We start from the raw sequence: 14,469 nt of genomic DNA on the forward strand, positions 1-14,469 counted from the left end.
TGGTAGTGTCCAAGGAAAGGAACCGGGAGGAGGTACGCCTTCGCGCCGGCAGGAAAGATCCGCCACCAGGAATTGAAGGAGGGAAATCCGTGGAAAGAGTGGACATCTTGAAAGACATCGCTGAACGCACGGGAGGAGACATCTATCTCGGAGTGGTCGGTGCGGTGCGCACCGGAAAATCGACATTCATCAAACGGTTCATGGAACAGGTGGTGATCCCAAACATTCAGGACGAAGCGGACCGGATTCGCGCGACGGATGAACTTCCGCACAGCGGTGCAGGGAGAACCATCACCACCATCGAGCCCAAGTTCGTGCCCAATCAGGCGGTCAAGATCCATGTGGGCGAAGGGTTGGATGTGAATGTCCGTCTGGTGGATTGCGTGGGATACGCGATCGAAGGGGCCAAAGGTTACGAGGACGAATCGGGGCCGCGCATGATCAACACGCCGTGGTTTGAAGAACCGATTCCGTTTCAGGAAGCGGCGGAGGTCGGTACGCGGAAGGTGATTCAAGATCATTCCACGGTCGGCATCGTCATCACCACCGACGGTTCCATCACCGACATTCCGCGCCACGCATACGAGGAAGTGGAAGAGCGGGTGGTGAATGAGCTGAAGGAAGTGGGGAAACCGTTCATCCTGTTGCTCAACACCACGCGCCCCTACAGCGATTATGCCCAGAATCTTCGTGCCGAATTGGCGCAAAAGTATGACATCCCGGTCATTGCGGTCAGCGTGGCCACCATGGGAGAAGAGGACATCCTGGGAATCATGAGGGAAGTGCTTTATGAGTTCCCGGTGCATGAAGTGAACGTGAATCTTCCCAGCTGGGTGATGGTGCTGGATGAGGAGCACTGGCTCCGTCAGGAGTTCGAGATGTCCGTCCGGGAAACGGTGAAAGACATCAAACGGCTTCGTGACGTGGATCGCGTGGTCGGTCAATTCTATGAATATGATTTCATCGAAAAAGCCGCCCTTTCCGGGATGGACATGGGACAGGGAATCGCGGAGATCGACCTGTATGCTCCGGATGAACTGTATGATCGCGTGCTCACCGAGGTCGTCGGCACGGAGATTCGCGGACGGGATCATCTCCTGGAACTGATGCAGGAACTGATGGAAGCCAAAAGAGAATACGACAAAGTTGCTGAAGCTCTCAAAATGGTTCGCACCACCGGTTACGGCGTGGCCGCTCCCACGCTGGAAGAGATGTCCCTGGATGAGCCCGAACTGATCAAGCAGGGAAGCCGGTTCGGGGTACGCCTGAAAGCAACCGCTCCCTCGATTCACATGATCAAGGTGAACGTGCATTCAGAGTTTGCTCCGATCATCGGTTCCGAGCGTCAAAGCGAAGAGCTCGTCAATTACCTGATGCGCGACTTTGAGCACGATCCTCTTCGCATCTGGGAATCCGACATTTTCGGTCGTTCCCTCAACCAGATCGTTCGGGAGGGCATTCAGGCCAAACTTTCGATGATGCCGGAAAACGCCCGCTACAAGCTGCAGGAAACGTTGGAGAGGATCATCAATGAGGGATCGGGCGGACTGATCGCGATCATTTTGTGAATCATTCCTGAAAAAGCGCGTTTGGCGCTTTTTTTATTGCAAACCCGGAAAAAATGCGAGAGTCTCTTGCATCTCCGTCATGACTGTATTAGTATAGGAGTGTCCCGCGCAACGAAAACCCCGGATTTTGCACCGTTTTCGGGCAAATCGGCCGTGTGCGGAACTGTAACAGGAGGTGCGGTTATGAACAAGACCGATCTGATCAACCGGGTTGCCGAACTGACCCAGCAAAGCAAAAAAGACGCCGCCAAATCGGTGGAAGCCGTGTTTGATGCCATCACTGAAGCCCTGCGCAAGGGAGACAAAGTTCAGCTGATCGGTTTTGGCAACTTTGAAGTGAAAGACGTTTCCGCCCGCAAGGGACGTAATCCGCAAACCGGTGAAGAGATCGAGATCCCGGCTCACAAAAAACCGCAATTCAAAGCCGGCAAACAGCTCAAAGAAGCTGTCAACAATCAGTGATTCATCCGGCAGCGGAACGACAGGACTACATAAGACCTGCGGAAAAGGCCCCGGCAGGATCCGAGTGACGAACGGAGAGGCGGAGCCGTTCCTTCCCGTGCTTGCACGGAACGGGAAACGGCATCCGGCGGTTTCTTCGGCACCCGGCTCCCGATTGCGGGGCCTTTTCTTTTGTGATTGAACCCAGGGGTTTTGTGATATAATGAGCGGGAAATGTTTTGATGTTGTCATTAAATGATGGGGGACCAAGACATGCATGTAGATCAACGAAAAATTGAGGATGCCGTCCGCATGATCCTGGAAGCGGTCGGGGAAGATCCGGATCGCGAAGGTCTGCTCGACACGCCGGCTCGTGTGGCTCGCATGTATGCCGAGATTTTTTCCGGCCTTCGGCAGGATCCGAGAGAATATTTTGATGTGATTTTCAGTGAGGATCACGAAGAACTGGTTTTGGTGAAGGACATTCCGTTCTTTTCCACTTGTGAACATCATCTGGTGCCGTTCTTCGGAAAGGCCCACGTGGGATACATTCCGCGAGGAGGACGAGTCGTGGGACTCAGCAAGTTGGCCAGAGCCGTGGAAGCGGTGGCGCGCCGTCCCCAATTGCAGGAGCGGATCACCGCCACGGTGGCGGATGCCATCGTGGAGAAACTGGATCCCCACGGGGTGATTGTGGTCGTGGAAGCGGAGCATATGTGCATGACGATGCGTGGAGTGAAAAAACCGGGCTCCAAAACGGTGACCTCGGCGGTGCGGGGTGTGTTTGCCGAAGATGCCGCCGCACGGATGGAAGCACTGAGTTTGATTGGCATAAAATAATTTTGCACATACCTCTTGACACTCCCGGCGGAGCGTTATATATTATTAATTGTCAGCAGGGCAAACCAAACAAAATCAATGGACGTCGGGCTATGGCGCAGCTTGGTAGCGCGCTTGCATGGGGTGCAAGAGGTCGTCAGTTCAAATCTGGCTAGCCCGACCAACAGGAAAAGACTCTTCCTTATCGGGAAGGGTCTTTTTCTTTGAACGGAGAATGTGTCATTCAGTCTGAAGATCAGTCGCACGGGAGGGACGTCTTTCATGCAGACAACAGGTGACTTTTTCGTGATCAAGGCCAAAGAAAACGGTGTCAATGTCATCGGACTGACCAGGGGAAAGGACACCCGGTTTCACCACTCCGAAAAACTGGACAAGGGAGAGGTGATGATCGCCCAGTTCACGGAGCACACCAGTGCGGTGAAAATCCGAGGAAAAGCGACGATCGTCACTCCTTTCGGAATCGTGGAAACCGATGAATGATCCTGCCGCCTGATTCTTCAACGAACCGGCATGTTCCGGCAGTTCGGTCGATACAATGTATGGACGGAACCGGTTTGTCGGGGAGGAATCGCGAAATGAAGGTGATGGCCGGCAGATTTGCGGCGGTGGTGATGTTGTCCACCCTGCTGGCGGCGATGTTGGGAATTGTTCCGGTCCTGCTTGAGCGGTCAAACACGACGGGTTCGGGAGCGGAGTTGGCCGTGTTCGGCAATGAAAAATTCCGGCAATTGACGGAGAACAACCTGCCTGATTTCGTCATGGGTCAACCGTCCAAGCTTTTGGTCAGGAATGTTCGATTGAACGGAGATGAATTGGAAATTCGTACCGACACCGGCTCGCTCACCCGGGAGGAGGCATTTCGGGAAGCGTATGCCCTCATTCGCTATGCGTTCACGGTCGGAGGGTCCTTGTCCAAAGTCCGCCTGGAAATGAAAAGTTCCGGGATTTCCGCGGGAATCCGGGCGGACCGGGCCAGACTTTCCGATGATCCTGGCATGAACAATCCGATGGGGCTTCCTCACGAACAGTACCTGACCGAAATGTTTGATGTGGGACCGGCTTTCACCGAATGAGACGGGAGTGGGGTGGACTGCTATCCTGTCAGGAAATATGGTATACTATCCAAAGCAAATGATTTCCGATGGGGCGTTGGAGGAACGTGTTTGATGGAACTCATACATACGGACGACGAACTCCGTTCGGTTCTGGATGAGGTTCGCCGGGCGAGCGCTCATCCCTATCTGGACCGGATGGTCGGGAATCCCGTGATTCCGGTTTTTTTTGTGCGCGTGATGGTTCGGATGATGCAATCCATGGGAGTGGATCGCGACAGGCTTCGCCAGTATGCGGTGGCATCCACGCTTCTCAAAATGGGACTGGACGTGCATGAACGGATTCCGGTTCAAAGTGAGCCTTCGTCGGGGAGAGAGCAGCAGTTGCTCGTTCTGGCCGGCGATTATTACAGCAGTTTGTTTTACCGCATGCTTTCCGCGCATGGGGAGGTGGAGGGAGTTCGTTGCCTCTCCCAAGCGATTTGTCAGATCAACGAATGGAAGACGATCCGTCATCTTTCCGAATCCGACGGCGAGCTCTCCCAGATGGATCGACTGCTCCTGGAAGGGAAGATCGAAAGCGGGATTTTGGCGGCGCTGGCCGACTTTTTTCATGTTGGGAACCATTCTGACAATCCGTGGAAAGATCTGGGACTTGAACTGATGATGCTGGATTTGATCGACCGGTCAAAGACGGGATTCGCCCGGGAAAGCGGTCTGGACCGGTTGACGGATGAGAGGATGGACCGGATTTTGCCCTTGCTGGAACGGGTGCATCCCGACGATGTCCGGCGAGACTTGATGGAATTGGCCACAAAGAGGCAGGACCGGATTCGGGCACGTTGTTCGGGGAAAGGAAGTGACGGGACGTGAGCAGGGAGCAGCACCGGCCGAAAGCCGGCCATGTACATCAGGTGTTTGAAAAAATCGCCCGGGACTATGACCGGGTGAACGATATCATCAGCTTCACGCTGCACAAGCGGTGGCGGGCGTATACGATCAAACGGATGCACGTCAAACCGGGGGACACGGCCATCGATGTTTGCACCGGCACGGGAGACTGGGCGATCGCGCTCGCCAAGACCTCCGGCACCGGCAGAATCGTGGGGCTTGATTTCAGCGGAAACATGTTGGCGGTGGCCAGGGAAAAGCTGGAGCGGGAAGGGCTTGGTGACCGGCTGGAATTGGTGCAGGGAGATGCCATGTCACTGCCGTTTCCGGACAATTCGTTCGACCATGCGACGATCGGTTTTGCGCTGAGAAACGTGCCGGACCTGGTGCAAGTGCTGAAAGAGATGAAACGGGTGGTCAAGCCCGGCGGACAAGTGGTGTCCCTGGAAATGTCCAAACCGTCCTGGGGGCCGTTCAAAGCGGTCTTCTACTTGTATTTCGAGAAAATCCTCCCCTGGATCGGCAAGATTTTCACCGGTTATTACGAACAATACCGCTGGTTGCCGGAATCGCTGGTCCATTTTCCGGATTATCGGGAGCTGGCGCGGATCATGCGCGAAGAAGTGGGATTGGAAGACGTCCGGGTCAAGACGTTCGTCGGCGGAGTGACGGCCTTGCACATCGGACGAAAACCGGTTTCCGAACAGGAAGGATGACACGAAGTGCGATGGTGGAACAAAACGCGGATTGTCCTTGAAATGATCAAATTCGAACATACCGTGTTCGCTCTTCCGTTCGCGTATCTGGGGGCTGTATTGGGACATCTGGATGCGACCGGAACGCTTCCGTCTTGGGAAATGATCGGATGGATCACCTTGGCCATGGTGGGGGCGAGAAGCGCCGCGATGGCTCTCAACCGCCTGATTGATCGTCACATCGACGCCCGCAACCCCCGGACGAAGAATCGGGCGATTCCGGCCGGGTTGGTTTCGGTGCCGTTCGTGTGGGGGTTTGTCGCCGTTTCGTTTCTGCTCCTGTTCTGGGCAGCCTTTCAGCTGAATGAATTGACGGTGAAATTGCTTCCGGTGGCCGTATTCTTTCTCGTCTTTTACTCTTACACCAAACGGTTCACGTGGTTGTGCCACGCAGTGCTGGGCATCACCACGGGCCTGGGAGCGTTGGGGGGATGGGTGGCTGCCACCGGATCCGTCAACCTTCCGGGTCTGGTATTGTTCATCGCCGTTGCCTTGTGGATCGGCGGCTTCGACATCATCTATGCCTGCCAGGATCATGATTTTGACCGGGAGGCCGGCATCCATTCGATTCCGGCCCGGTTCGGCCTTGGAAAAGCGTTGGTCATTTCCGCGCTGATGCATGCGGGAACGGCGGTTTGTCTCATCTCGCTTCCGTTTTTGACCGAGCTGGGGGGATGGTATTGGGGCGGCGTGATTCTCACGCTGGCCATTTTGTGGAGGGAACATGCCATTGTTTCCGCGGACGATCTTTCCCGGCTTGACACCGCATTTTTCACCATGAACAGCATGGTCAGCATCGTGATGTTCATCTTCACCATGGCGGATGTGTTGCTGAGATGAACCAAAAGCGGTTGATTGTCGGGATGTCGGGAGCGAGCGGAGCGCCTTATGCCCTTGTTCTCCTGGAAGAGTGTCTCCGTCAGGGGCACGAGGTGCATTTGGTGGTGACTGAAGCGGCATGGAGGGTGTTGAAAGAGGAACACGGTTGGGACGTGAGCCGGAGAGAAAAGCAGTTTGAGGAACGGTTCGGTCATTTGCCCGGCCGATTGGTTTGGCATCCTCTCCGGGACATCGGGGCATCGATTGCTTCGGGGTCATTCCGGACGGACGGGATGGTGATCATTCCTTGCTCGATGGGCACGCTTGCCAAGGTGGCGGCCGGTTTGTCCACCAATTTGCTGGAGCGGACGGCGGACGTGATGCTCAAGGAACGGCGTCCTTTGGTGATCGTGCCCCGGGAGACGCCCCTGTCGCAGATTCATTTGGAAAACATGCTGAAACTGGCACGGTGCGGAGCCACCATCGTTCCGGCGATGCCGGCTTTTTATCACCGGCCAAGAAGCGTGGATGACATGGTCCGGTTTGTGGCCGGGAAAGTCCTGGATCTGCTTTCCGTCGACCATGCACTCTACCGGCGCTGGGAGGGTGGACAATGACAGTCCGAGTCGGAAAGATCTCATTCACCAATGTCTTGCCGATCTATCAACACCTGGATGCAACGGGCCTCGACATCGAACTTGTCCCCGAGGTTCCGGCGCGTCTCAACAAGGCGATGGCAGAGGGCGGCATCGACCTCAGCCCCATCTCATCTTTTGCGTTCGGAGCGCGTCACCGTGATTTCTATCTCTTGCCGGATCTGTCCGTCAGCGCATGGGGGGACGTTCGCTCCGTGTGCCTGTTTACCAAAGGAAAGAGCCTGTCGGAGTTGGACGGGGCGCGTGTGGCGTTGACACCCAAATCGGCCTCGTCCGTTGCCTTGCTCAGGATTTTGCTGGAAAGGTATGAGGGGGTCAAGCCCCGTTACGAAACCATGGAGCCGGATTTGCCGAGAATGTTGGAATCCGCGGATGCGGCCCTTCTGATCGGGGATGATGCAATCGTCGGCGGGAGAGCCCACCCCGAATATCGGGTGTTCGATCTCGGCCGCGAATGGCATGAGCGAACCGGGCACTCGATGACATTTGCCGTTTGGGCCGTACGCCGGGAAGTGGCCCATCGGTCCCCGAACGAGCTGGCGAACATCCATGAACGCTTTCTGGAAGCAAAAGAATCGGGGAAACGGGATTTGCGTCCGGCCGTCCATGAGGCCATGCGTCTTTTGGGAGGCGACGAAGGCTGCTGGGAGAGGTATTTCAGGGGATTGACGTATGATTTGGGCGAACGGGAGCTCGAAGGGCTCAAGCTCTTTTTTCGCCACTGCGCGGAGCTTTCGCTCCTTCCGGAAGACGTGGAGATTTGCATGCCGGACCTCGGGGCCGGAACAGGCATGCGCTGATCAGGGTGAAGCGGATGAATTTGCAGGACATTTATCTGAATCTGAAAAAAGACCTGGAGATTGTCGAACAGGCATTGGCCCGCTCGGTCGAAGCGGACGTGGCCGTGCTGCGTGACGCATCCCTCCATCTCCTGAAATCCGGAGGAAAGAGAATGCGTCCGGTGTTTGTCCTGCTCTCCGGTCATTTCGGCCGATATGAAGTCGAGCGTCTTTGCCGGGCCGCGGTTGCATTGGAGATGATTCACATGGCCACACTGGTTCATGACGACGTGATCGATGACGCGGACACACGGCGGGGACGGAAGACGGTAAAGGCGGAATGGGACAATCGCGTGGCCATGTATGCGGGGGATTGGCTGTTCGCAAGGGCTCTCCGGGAATTGGCCGATCTGGGGGATCACCGGGTTCAGGTCATTCTGGCCGAAGCGATGCGGCTCATGTGCCTTGGGGAGATCGAGCAGATTGAGGATTTGTACGCCGAACGGCTGTCCCTGAGGCGCTATCTTCGCCGCATCAAGCGGAAAACGGCTCTTTTGATGTCCATCAGCTGTCATCTCGGAGCGCTGGTTGCCGGCGCGAGCGAGGAGCACATCCGGTTGCTGCGTGCGTACGGGTATTACGTCGGGATGGCTTTCCAGCTGACGGACGACGTGCTGGATCTGACGGGAGATGAACGGATTTTGGGAAAACCGGCCGGAAGCGACCTCAAGCAGGGCAATGTCACGTTGCCGGTTCTTCACGTGCTGCACACCGGAACGGCGGATCACAGACAGAAAATCCTGGACTTCCTGCGCTCACAGGGAATGGCCGACAATCTGGGGGAAGTCCTTGACATCGTGCGGGGAGGCGGCGGAGTGGAAGCCACCCTCGAGCTGTCCCGCCGCTATCTGAACAAGGCCATCGACTGCCTGAACCGGCTCCCCGATTCCCACCAGCGTGAATCGCTCCGGTTGATCGCGGAGTTCATCGTTCGCCGAAACTATTGATCGAGTTGCGTTTGTCGGACTTCCTTGCTAAAATTTGAGTGTCGTCGCCCGACCGGTGACCGACGTTCTACATAGGAACCGACGGAGGAATCCATCATGGAAAAAACGTTTATCATGGTCAAACCCGACGGCGTGCAACGCGGTCTGATCGGAGAAGTCGTCTCCCGCTTTGAAAAAAAGGGATGGCAGCTTGTGGGCGCCAAATTCATGACGGTTTCCCGCGAACTGGCCGAAAAGCACTACGCCGAGCACAAGGAAAAACCGTTTTTCGGTGAACTGGTGGACTTCATCACTTCCGGTCCGGTCTTTGCCATGGTGTGGCAGGGCCACAACGTGATTGCCGGCGCCCGTCAGATGATGGGCAAAACGAACCCGGCCGACGCCGCTCCGGGAACCATTCGCGGTGACTTCGGCGTCAACGTGGCGATGAACATCGTGCACGGTTCCGATTCCCCGGAAAGCGCCGAACGTGAAATTGCACTCTGGTTCGGCAACGAAGAGCTGGTCAATTGGGAAAAAACCATCAACAAGTGGATCTGAGCGGCACGAAAAACGCACCTTCCGGATGGAGGTGCGTTTTTTCATGGGGCGGGGAAATCCCCGACACGTCAGGCTACGTCTCTCCTGGCGAACACCCACCAGGAAATGCCCGTGAACAACAGAAAGTGAACCACAAGCACCGTCAGGGAAAAAGCGAGGGTCATTCCTTCCGCGGGAGGTGAACCTTCGCCGAAATACGGGAGAAGATCGGTATTGGCAAACAGGATCCAACGGATCCAGTCGGCTCCGCGGAGGGACAAAATGTTGACCGCCTGATGGCCGGCAAACATCAGAAATACGGACAGTCCGATGGCCGCCGAGCTGCTGCGGAACACGGTGGAGATCATGAATGCGAACGTGACCATCATCAACAGTTCCGCCGTGCTTCCGGCAAACAGAATGAGAAGATGGGCCGGCACACTTCGCTCGATGATCTGTTGTCCGTCATGAATCAGGCGGGGAGGTCCCCAGGATTCAAATCCGAACATCACTCCGCCGACCAGGGGCAACAGGACAAACAAAAGGAGCAGCAATCCGAGGGCGAACAGCAGAATGGACAAGTATTTGGCCAGCAGGATCTGAGATCTTCCCGGAGGCCGGATCAGCAGAAACTTGATGGTTCCCATCGAGAATTCGCCGGCGACGGCCGTTGCCCCGGTGATCACCGTGAACAGGGTGACCAGGGGAATCAACAACGTTCCGGTTTCCCGGGTGAATTTCCACATGAGAGGTTCGTGAGGAGGAAGGTTTTTCTGAAGCCGGTATTCATTGATCTCCATTTTTTTTCTGGTCTCTTCCGCCATGGCCGGCGGAAGTTGTCCTTTGGACAGGCTCTCCGCCAGTTGTTCGTTTTCCAGGAGCAGGGATTGCTTCCAGGGATCGGCGGGAGCTTCCGCCGGTTGGTATGCCTTCATGACGAATGCCATCAGGATGCAGGCCGCGGCAAGAATCCCGCACATCACCGGGGTGGAGAGCCGGCGCCAGATTTTCATGTTTTCGTTTTGCACCAGACGCAGAAAGCGGATCATGCTCCCACTCCTCCCGTCAACGACAAGTAACGGTCTTCCAGGGAGATGTTTTCCGTCCGGATTTCGTACACCCGGATGCCTGACTTGACCAATTCCGCGTTCGCTTCCGGAATTTGTTCGTATTTCAGCGAGATCCGGAGCCGGTCGTCTTCGACGTGTACCGTTCGTTCAGGGAAGAGGGTTCGGAGAATTTGTTCCGCGGAGGGAAGCGGATCCGCGAAAAAAAAGACGGTCCGTTCGTGTTCCTCATGGTTTCCGCGCCAGTCATTCAGTCTCCGCTCTTCGATCCATTCCCCCTGCTTCAAAATGCCGAATCGGTCGCACATGGCTTCCATTTCAGCGAGGATGTGGCTGGAAACCAAAATGGACAGGTTTTCTTCCCGGACCAACCGTCGCAGGTCATCGCGAAGATTGCGGATTCCGGCCGGATCCAGTCCGTTGGTCGGTTCGTCAAGAATCAATATTTTGGGCGAGTGCAGGAGGGCCTGCGCGATGCCGAGGCGTTGTCTCATTCCGAGAGAATAGGTTTTCACCTTGTCGTCAATGCTGTCCCCGAGGCCGACCATCCGGACGACTTCACGGATTCGGTCGCGACTCACGTGATCAGACATGCGGGCATAATGAAGCAGATTGTGATAACCGGAAAGAAACGGGTAGAATTCAGGGTTTTCCACAATGGCCCCCACCCGGGAAAGGGCCAGGGCGCGATGGGTTTTCAGGTTGTGGCCATCGATGAAAATGTCGCCTTCCGTGGGGGACATCAATCCGGTGATCAGCCGGATGACCGTGGTTTTTCCGGCACCGTTGGGACCGAGAAAACCGAAAATTTCACCCGGATACAGGTCAAGATGGAGTCGGTTGACGATGACTTTGTCTCCGATCTTTTTGGTCAGATTCCGAACGGTGAGAACAGGGGTTGGCACTCACATCCCTCCGCATCAAGGATTCGACGGAAAGGGAAGCCGGCAGGGTTGCCGGCTTCCCGGAAGTACCTTGCCATCGGCACCGGTTACACCGATTTCCTGCGGAAATACGTCAATCCGATGAAAATCGCCAGGAATAACACGACGGGGACGACAGTCAGGAACATGCCGGACACTCCCGTGGTTCCTCCCTGCATCATGCCGATGGCCGGGAGCGCCCAGGGATACAGGGTAACGGAAGACGATTTGAGCTCGGAGCTGATGATCAGGAAGACCGGCACGGTCAAAGCCACATTGCTGATCATCGGTTTGACGAACCCTTCCATCCACAAGGCCAGGGAATATTGAATGGCGGCCAGCGGCAATGCGCCGACCCATCCGGACATGGCGCTGATGAAAAGGGTGCCCCAAGGAACGGGGCCGTCAAGTCCCAGAATTTTTCCCACAGCGACAAACAGGGCGAGAGCGAAGATCTGCGCGAAGAGAAGCAGGGCGTAAAGCCAGATCAGTTTTCCGAAAAAAAGCTGATGCCGGGGAACCGGAAACGTGAACAACTGTTTCCACCCGTTGCCCGTCTGTTCGAAACGGCAGAGGCTCGTGGCCACCATGGCGGACAGAATGGGATAGAAGATCCCGCCATAAAACATGATGGACATGGCCCAGGGCATGAACCAGAGGTTGTCGGCTTCGAACCGGTATTTGCCGATCATGATACCGACGTAGATGAACAGGGTGTACAGGATCGGCAAGGACGGCAAGATCACCAGAAGCAGCCAGATTTTCGAACGGCGCAGTTTGATCCACTCGGCTTGAAGGATTCCGGTCACGGAAGTTCCTCCCCATCTTTCGGATGATCTCGTAGGATTCGGTTCACCGGGACATCCACCGGAAAAAATGGGCGCCGCCGGCCATGAGGAGAACCAGCGTCAGGACGGCACCGGTCAACCAGACGCGCGAATCCTGAAACGGGAGACCGTATCCAGGCATGAACGTGGTCAAGTAACCCCAAGGTGTCCACCAGCCCGCCTCTTTGAACAGGGGCCCCAATATCATGCCCGCCGCTCCGGCTCCGGTGGAAACACCCTGATGCTCGAAAACTTGAGACAACCAGGTGTGAAAAGCGATCAACGGCGTCGTGAGCAAGAACGGCACCCAGCCGTGGAGGAACAGGGAGCGAAGGGAAACTTCATTGCCCAAATTCCACATGATCACGGACCCGGCCAACAACAGGGTCATCAACAAACCGGACAACTGGATGAACAGGAAATTCCACAGGAACTTTCCCGCGTACAGTTGCCATTTCGGGACCGGCATGGCCAGCAATTGTTTCCACATGCCCGTTTGATGCTCGATTTGGGCGGTTTGTGCGGTGAACAGAGGAACGCCCATAAACAGGACGGGGCCGAGAAACAAGGAAAGAGTTTCCATGGCGATGGCCCACACTTTTTCAGGGGGTCTTCCGGTTTCGAACATGTACCAGATCATCACCGTCAAAAATCCCCACAATCCGGCCGGAATCAGACAGGTCAGCAGCCAGACGGAAGTGCGCCTGTTCTTGATCCATTCCGTGGAAAGCACGTTCATCATGACGGGGAATCACCGGCCTCCACAAGATTCAGAAAGATGTTTTCCAAGGGGGGGCGTTCCTCTTCCAAGCGCCGAATGATGAAGCCGTCCTGCACCAGAAGTCGTTGGATTTCCCGGAGGGTGTTTTCCGCTTCCGATGTCGGAAGAACGAGCAGCCCTTCTTCCAAGTGGACGGAGAATCCGTGTTCCTTTAACAATTTGGCCGCATCTTCCGGGCGGTCGACTTCAATCACCGTTCGGGAACGGGTGTGTTTTCGCAGCGATTCCAGCGAACCTTGAAACAGCAATTTCCCTTTGTGAATGATTCCCACGTCATCCGCGATCTGTTCCACTTCACTCAGCAGATGACTGGACAACAGGATCGTCACTCCCCGCTCGCGGGGCAAGCGCTTGATGAGGTCCCGCATCTCCCGGATGCCGGCCGGGTCCAGTCCGTTGGTGGGCTCATCCAGGATGAGAAGGTCCGGATTGTTCAGCAGGGCGGTGGCAAGCCCCAGGCGTTGCTTCATTCCGAGTGAATACTGTTTCACTTTCTTGTTGCGGGCATCTTCCAGTCCCACCAGGCTCAGTGCTTCGTCGATGCGGTTTTTGTCGGGGATCCTGTACAGTTTCCGGGCCACTTCCAGGTTTTCGTATCCCGTGAGCTGGCCGTAATAGCTCGGGGTTTCCACCAGAGAACCGACCCGTTTCAAAATCGAAAGGCGGTTGTTTGAGAATTCCTGTCCGAACATGTGCACGGTGCCTCCGGTCGGTCGAACCAATCCGAGCAACATGCGGATGGTGGTGGTCTTTCCGGCCCCGTTCGGTCCGAGAAAACCGTAAATGGTTCCGCGTCTGACTTCGAGGTTCAGGCCGTCGACGACCCGTTGGCGGTTGTACACTTTCGTGAGTTCGTCCGTTTTGATCAATGCCTCTTCCACAAAGATCCCTCCAGTCGAAGCTCAGTAACGCTTGCGAAGGACCAGCAGACGAACGGTACCGACGACGTAGGTGAGGCAGAGCGACAATTCGATGATTCGCCGGTAAAGTTCATACGGAAAGTCAAACCGGGCAGCCAGAAACACCAGCCACGCGATGCAGACGGACAACAGGAAAAACATGAATCGGAAAAACTTGTTGAAAATCAGTTCCCCACGCTCGTCTTTTCCTTCTTTTTGATAGAAATAAGCAATCACCACGAGCGAGAAAATCATCCATACGGAGCTGACCGCCGTCAACGATTTCAAAAGAACGGCTCCGCTCATTGTGAATCTTCCCCTTCTTCCTCATATTGAAAAATGTCTTCCACGTTTTTTCCGAACAGGCGGGCGATCCGGAAAGCAAGCAGAACGGACGGAACGAATTTGTTGTTTTCCACCGAATGCACGGTTTGGCGACTGATGCCGAGCCGGTTGGCCACTTCCTGTTGGGTCCAACCCTTTTCCGCACGCAGTACGGTCAAGCGGTTTCGCAGAATCCCCTTGTTTTTCACCCCCGCTTCCCCTCCTTGAGCCGTGGTCTTTGAAATTGTACCATTTTTTTGACAGCATGTAAAGTATACTTTACATACGGGCGAAAAAAGATTCCCGTTCAAAACCGATGAA

The 14,469-nt window shown here is 55.6% G+C and carries 19 protein-coding genes and 1 tRNA gene; 13 read left to right on the forward strand and 7 right to left on the reverse strand.

What is annotated here, in order from left to right; genetic code table 11:
- Nucleotides 1-89 precede the first annotated feature (89 nt).
- From spoIVA to ndk, 13 genes are all read left to right on the forward strand, one after another.
- Entirely contained in the window at nt 90-1,568 is a 1,479-nt protein-coding gene (spoIVA, locus tag EG886_RS06190; protein WP_124727319.1) for a stage IV sporulation protein A, read from the forward strand.
- Nucleotides 1,569-1,751: 183 nt separating this feature from the next.
- Nucleotides 1,752-2,030 (forward strand): HU family DNA-binding protein, encoded by a 279-nt coding sequence (locus EG886_RS06195; protein WP_124727320.1) that lies wholly within the window; start codon nt 1,752-1,754, stop codon nt 2,028-2,030.
- A gap of 252 nt (nt 2,031-2,282) precedes the next feature.
- Nucleotides 2,283-2,849 carry a GTP cyclohydrolase I FolE gene (gene folE / locus EG886_RS06200; RefSeq protein WP_124727321.1) on the forward strand — a complete coding sequence of 189 codons (567 nt, stop codon included), beginning with the start codon at nt 2,283-2,285 and terminating at the stop codon, nt 2,847-2,849.
- 86 nt (nt 2,850-2,935) lie between these two features.
- Nucleotides 2,936-3,012, forward strand: a tRNA-Pro gene (locus EG886_RS06205).
- A 98-nt stretch (nt 3,013-3,110) separates the two neighbouring features.
- The gene (gene mtrB / locus EG886_RS06210) at nt 3,111-3,329 is read left to right on the forward strand and encodes a trp RNA-binding attenuation protein MtrB (protein ID WP_124727322.1); all 219 of its coding nucleotides are present in this window, start codon (nt 3,111-3,113) and stop codon (nt 3,327-3,329) included.
- A gap of 95 nt (nt 3,330-3,424) precedes the next feature.
- Nucleotides 3,425-3,922 (forward strand): hypothetical protein, encoded by a 498-nt coding sequence (locus tag EG886_RS06215; protein WP_124727323.1) that lies wholly within the window; start codon nt 3,425-3,427, stop codon nt 3,920-3,922.
- A gap of 93 nt (nt 3,923-4,015) precedes the next feature.
- On the forward strand, nt 4,016-4,774 hold the full coding sequence (locus EG886_RS06220) for a heptaprenyl diphosphate synthase component 1 (protein WP_124727324.1): 759 nt from the start codon (nt 4,016-4,018) through the stop codon (nt 4,772-4,774).
- Complete coding sequence (locus EG886_RS06225) at nt 4,771-5,508, forward strand: demethylmenaquinone methyltransferase (protein ID WP_124727325.1); 738 nt, start codon at nt 4,771-4,773, stop codon at nt 5,506-5,508. The genes EG886_RS06220 and EG886_RS06225 overlap by 4 nt, the downstream gene beginning before the upstream one ends.
- 42 nt (nt 5,509-5,550) lie before the next feature.
- Nucleotides 5,551-6,387, forward strand: coding sequence for a UbiA-like polyprenyltransferase (locus EG886_RS06230; RefSeq protein WP_124728695.1), 837 nt, complete (start codon nt 5,551-5,553; stop codon nt 6,385-6,387).
- Nucleotides 6,384-6,983, forward strand: coding sequence for a UbiX family flavin prenyltransferase (locus EG886_RS06235; protein ID WP_124727326.1), 600 nt, complete (start codon nt 6,384-6,386; stop codon nt 6,981-6,983). Before EG886_RS06230 ends, EG886_RS06235 begins: the two co-directional genes overlap by 4 nt.
- Nucleotides 6,980-7,822, forward strand: a complete 843-nt coding sequence (locus EG886_RS06240) for a menaquinone biosynthetic enzyme MqnA/MqnD family protein (RefSeq protein ID WP_124727327.1) — start codon at nt 6,980-6,982, stop codon at nt 7,820-7,822. Before EG886_RS06235 ends, EG886_RS06240 begins: the two co-directional genes overlap by 4 nt.
- 14 nt (nt 7,823-7,836) lie before the next feature.
- Nucleotides 7,837-8,808, forward strand: coding sequence for a polyprenyl synthetase family protein (locus tag EG886_RS06245; protein ID WP_124727328.1), 972 nt, complete (start codon nt 7,837-7,839; stop codon nt 8,806-8,808).
- A 96-nt stretch (nt 8,809-8,904) separates the two neighbouring features.
- A complete protein-coding gene (ndk, locus tag EG886_RS06250; RefSeq protein WP_124727329.1) occupies nt 8,905-9,348 on the forward strand; it encodes a nucleoside-diphosphate kinase in 444 nt (147 codons plus the stop codon).
- A gap of 68 nt (nt 9,349-9,416) precedes the next feature.
- Here the strand turns inward: ndk and EG886_RS06255 are convergent, their stop codons facing one another.
- The 7 genes from EG886_RS06255 to EG886_RS06285 form a co-directional block, all read right to left on the reverse strand.
- A complete protein-coding gene (locus EG886_RS06255) occupies nt 9,417-10,376 on the reverse strand; it encodes an ABC transporter permease (RefSeq protein WP_124727330.1) in 960 nt (319 codons plus the stop codon).
- Nucleotides 10,373-11,299: an ABC transporter ATP-binding protein gene (locus EG886_RS06260; RefSeq protein ID WP_124727331.1), complete on the reverse strand. Its 927-nt coding sequence runs from the start codon at nt 11,297-11,299 to the stop codon at nt 10,373-10,375. Before EG886_RS06260 ends, EG886_RS06255 begins: the two co-directional genes overlap by 4 nt.
- Before the next feature lie 86 nt (nt 11,300-11,385).
- Nucleotides 11,386-12,126, reverse strand: coding sequence for an ABC transporter permease (locus EG886_RS06265; RefSeq protein WP_164491688.1), 741 nt, complete (start codon nt 12,124-12,126; stop codon nt 11,386-11,388).
- Between the two features lie 43 nt (nt 12,127-12,169).
- Nucleotides 12,170-12,886, reverse strand: coding sequence for an ABC transporter permease (locus EG886_RS06270; protein ID WP_124727333.1), 717 nt, complete (start codon nt 12,884-12,886; stop codon nt 12,170-12,172).
- Nucleotides 12,883-13,806: an ABC transporter ATP-binding protein gene (locus EG886_RS06275; RefSeq protein ID WP_124727334.1), complete on the reverse strand. Its 924-nt coding sequence runs from the start codon at nt 13,804-13,806 to the stop codon at nt 12,883-12,885. Before EG886_RS06275 ends, EG886_RS06270 begins: the two co-directional genes overlap by 4 nt.
- A 21-nt stretch (nt 13,807-13,827) precedes the next feature.
- Nucleotides 13,828-14,130: a hypothetical protein gene (locus EG886_RS06280; protein ID WP_124727335.1), complete on the reverse strand. Its 303-nt coding sequence runs from the start codon at nt 14,128-14,130 to the stop codon at nt 13,828-13,830.
- Complete coding sequence (locus EG886_RS06285) at nt 14,127-14,342, reverse strand: helix-turn-helix transcriptional regulator (RefSeq protein WP_124728696.1); 216 nt, start codon at nt 14,340-14,342, stop codon at nt 14,127-14,129. Before EG886_RS06285 ends, EG886_RS06280 begins: the two co-directional genes overlap by 4 nt.
- Between the last annotated feature and the right edge of the window lie 127 nt (nt 14,343-14,469).

The sequence above is a fragment of the Staphylospora marina genome, from assembly GCF_003856495.1.
Lineage (GTDB): Bacteria > Bacillota > Bacilli > Thermoactinomycetales > Thermoactinomycetaceae > Staphylospora > Staphylospora marina.

Bases quoted from the DNA above. Each gene is read 5' to 3' on its own strand.
- EG886_RS06215 (WP_124727323.1), top strand. From the start codon at position 3,425: ATGAAGGTGATGGCCGGCAGATTTGCGGCGGTGGTGATGTTGTCCACC.
- EG886_RS06220 (WP_124727324.1), top strand. From the start codon at position 4,016: ATGGAACTCATACATACGGACGACGAACTCCGTTCGGTTCTGGATGAG.
- EG886_RS06270 (WP_124727333.1), bottom strand. From the start codon at position 12,886: ATGATGAACGTGCTTTCCACGGAATGGATCAAGAACAGGCGCACTTCC.
- EG886_RS06255 (WP_124727330.1), bottom strand. From the start codon at position 10,376: ATGATCCGCTTTCTGCGTCTGGTGCAAAACGAAAACATGAAAATCTGG.
- EG886_RS06245 (WP_124727328.1), top strand. From the start codon at position 7,837: ATGAATTTGCAGGACATTTATCTGAATCTGAAAAAAGACCTGGAGATT.
- EG886_RS06240 (WP_124727327.1), top strand. From the start codon at position 6,980: ATGACAGTCCGAGTCGGAAAGATCTCATTCACCAATGTCTTGCCGATC.
- ndk (WP_124727329.1), top strand. From the start codon at position 8,905: ATGGAAAAAACGTTTATCATGGTCAAACCCGACGGCGTGCAACGCGGT.
- EG886_RS06195 (WP_124727320.1), top strand. From the start codon at position 1,752: ATGAACAAGACCGATCTGATCAACCGGGTTGCCGAACTGACCCAGCAA.
- folE (WP_124727321.1), top strand. From the start codon at position 2,283: ATGCATGTAGATCAACGAAAAATTGAGGATGCCGTCCGCATGATCCTG.
- mtrB (WP_124727322.1), top strand. From the start codon at position 3,111: ATGCAGACAACAGGTGACTTTTTCGTGATCAAGGCCAAAGAAAACGGT.
- EG886_RS06230 (WP_124728695.1), top strand. From the start codon at position 5,551: ATGATCAAATTCGAACATACCGTGTTCGCTCTTCCGTTCGCGTATCTG.
- EG886_RS06235 (WP_124727326.1), top strand. From the start codon at position 6,384: ATGAACCAAAAGCGGTTGATTGTCGGGATGTCGGGAGCGAGCGGAGCG.
- EG886_RS06280 (WP_124727335.1), bottom strand. From the start codon at position 14,130: ATGAGCGGAGCCGTTCTTTTGAAATCGTTGACGGCGGTCAGCTCCGTA.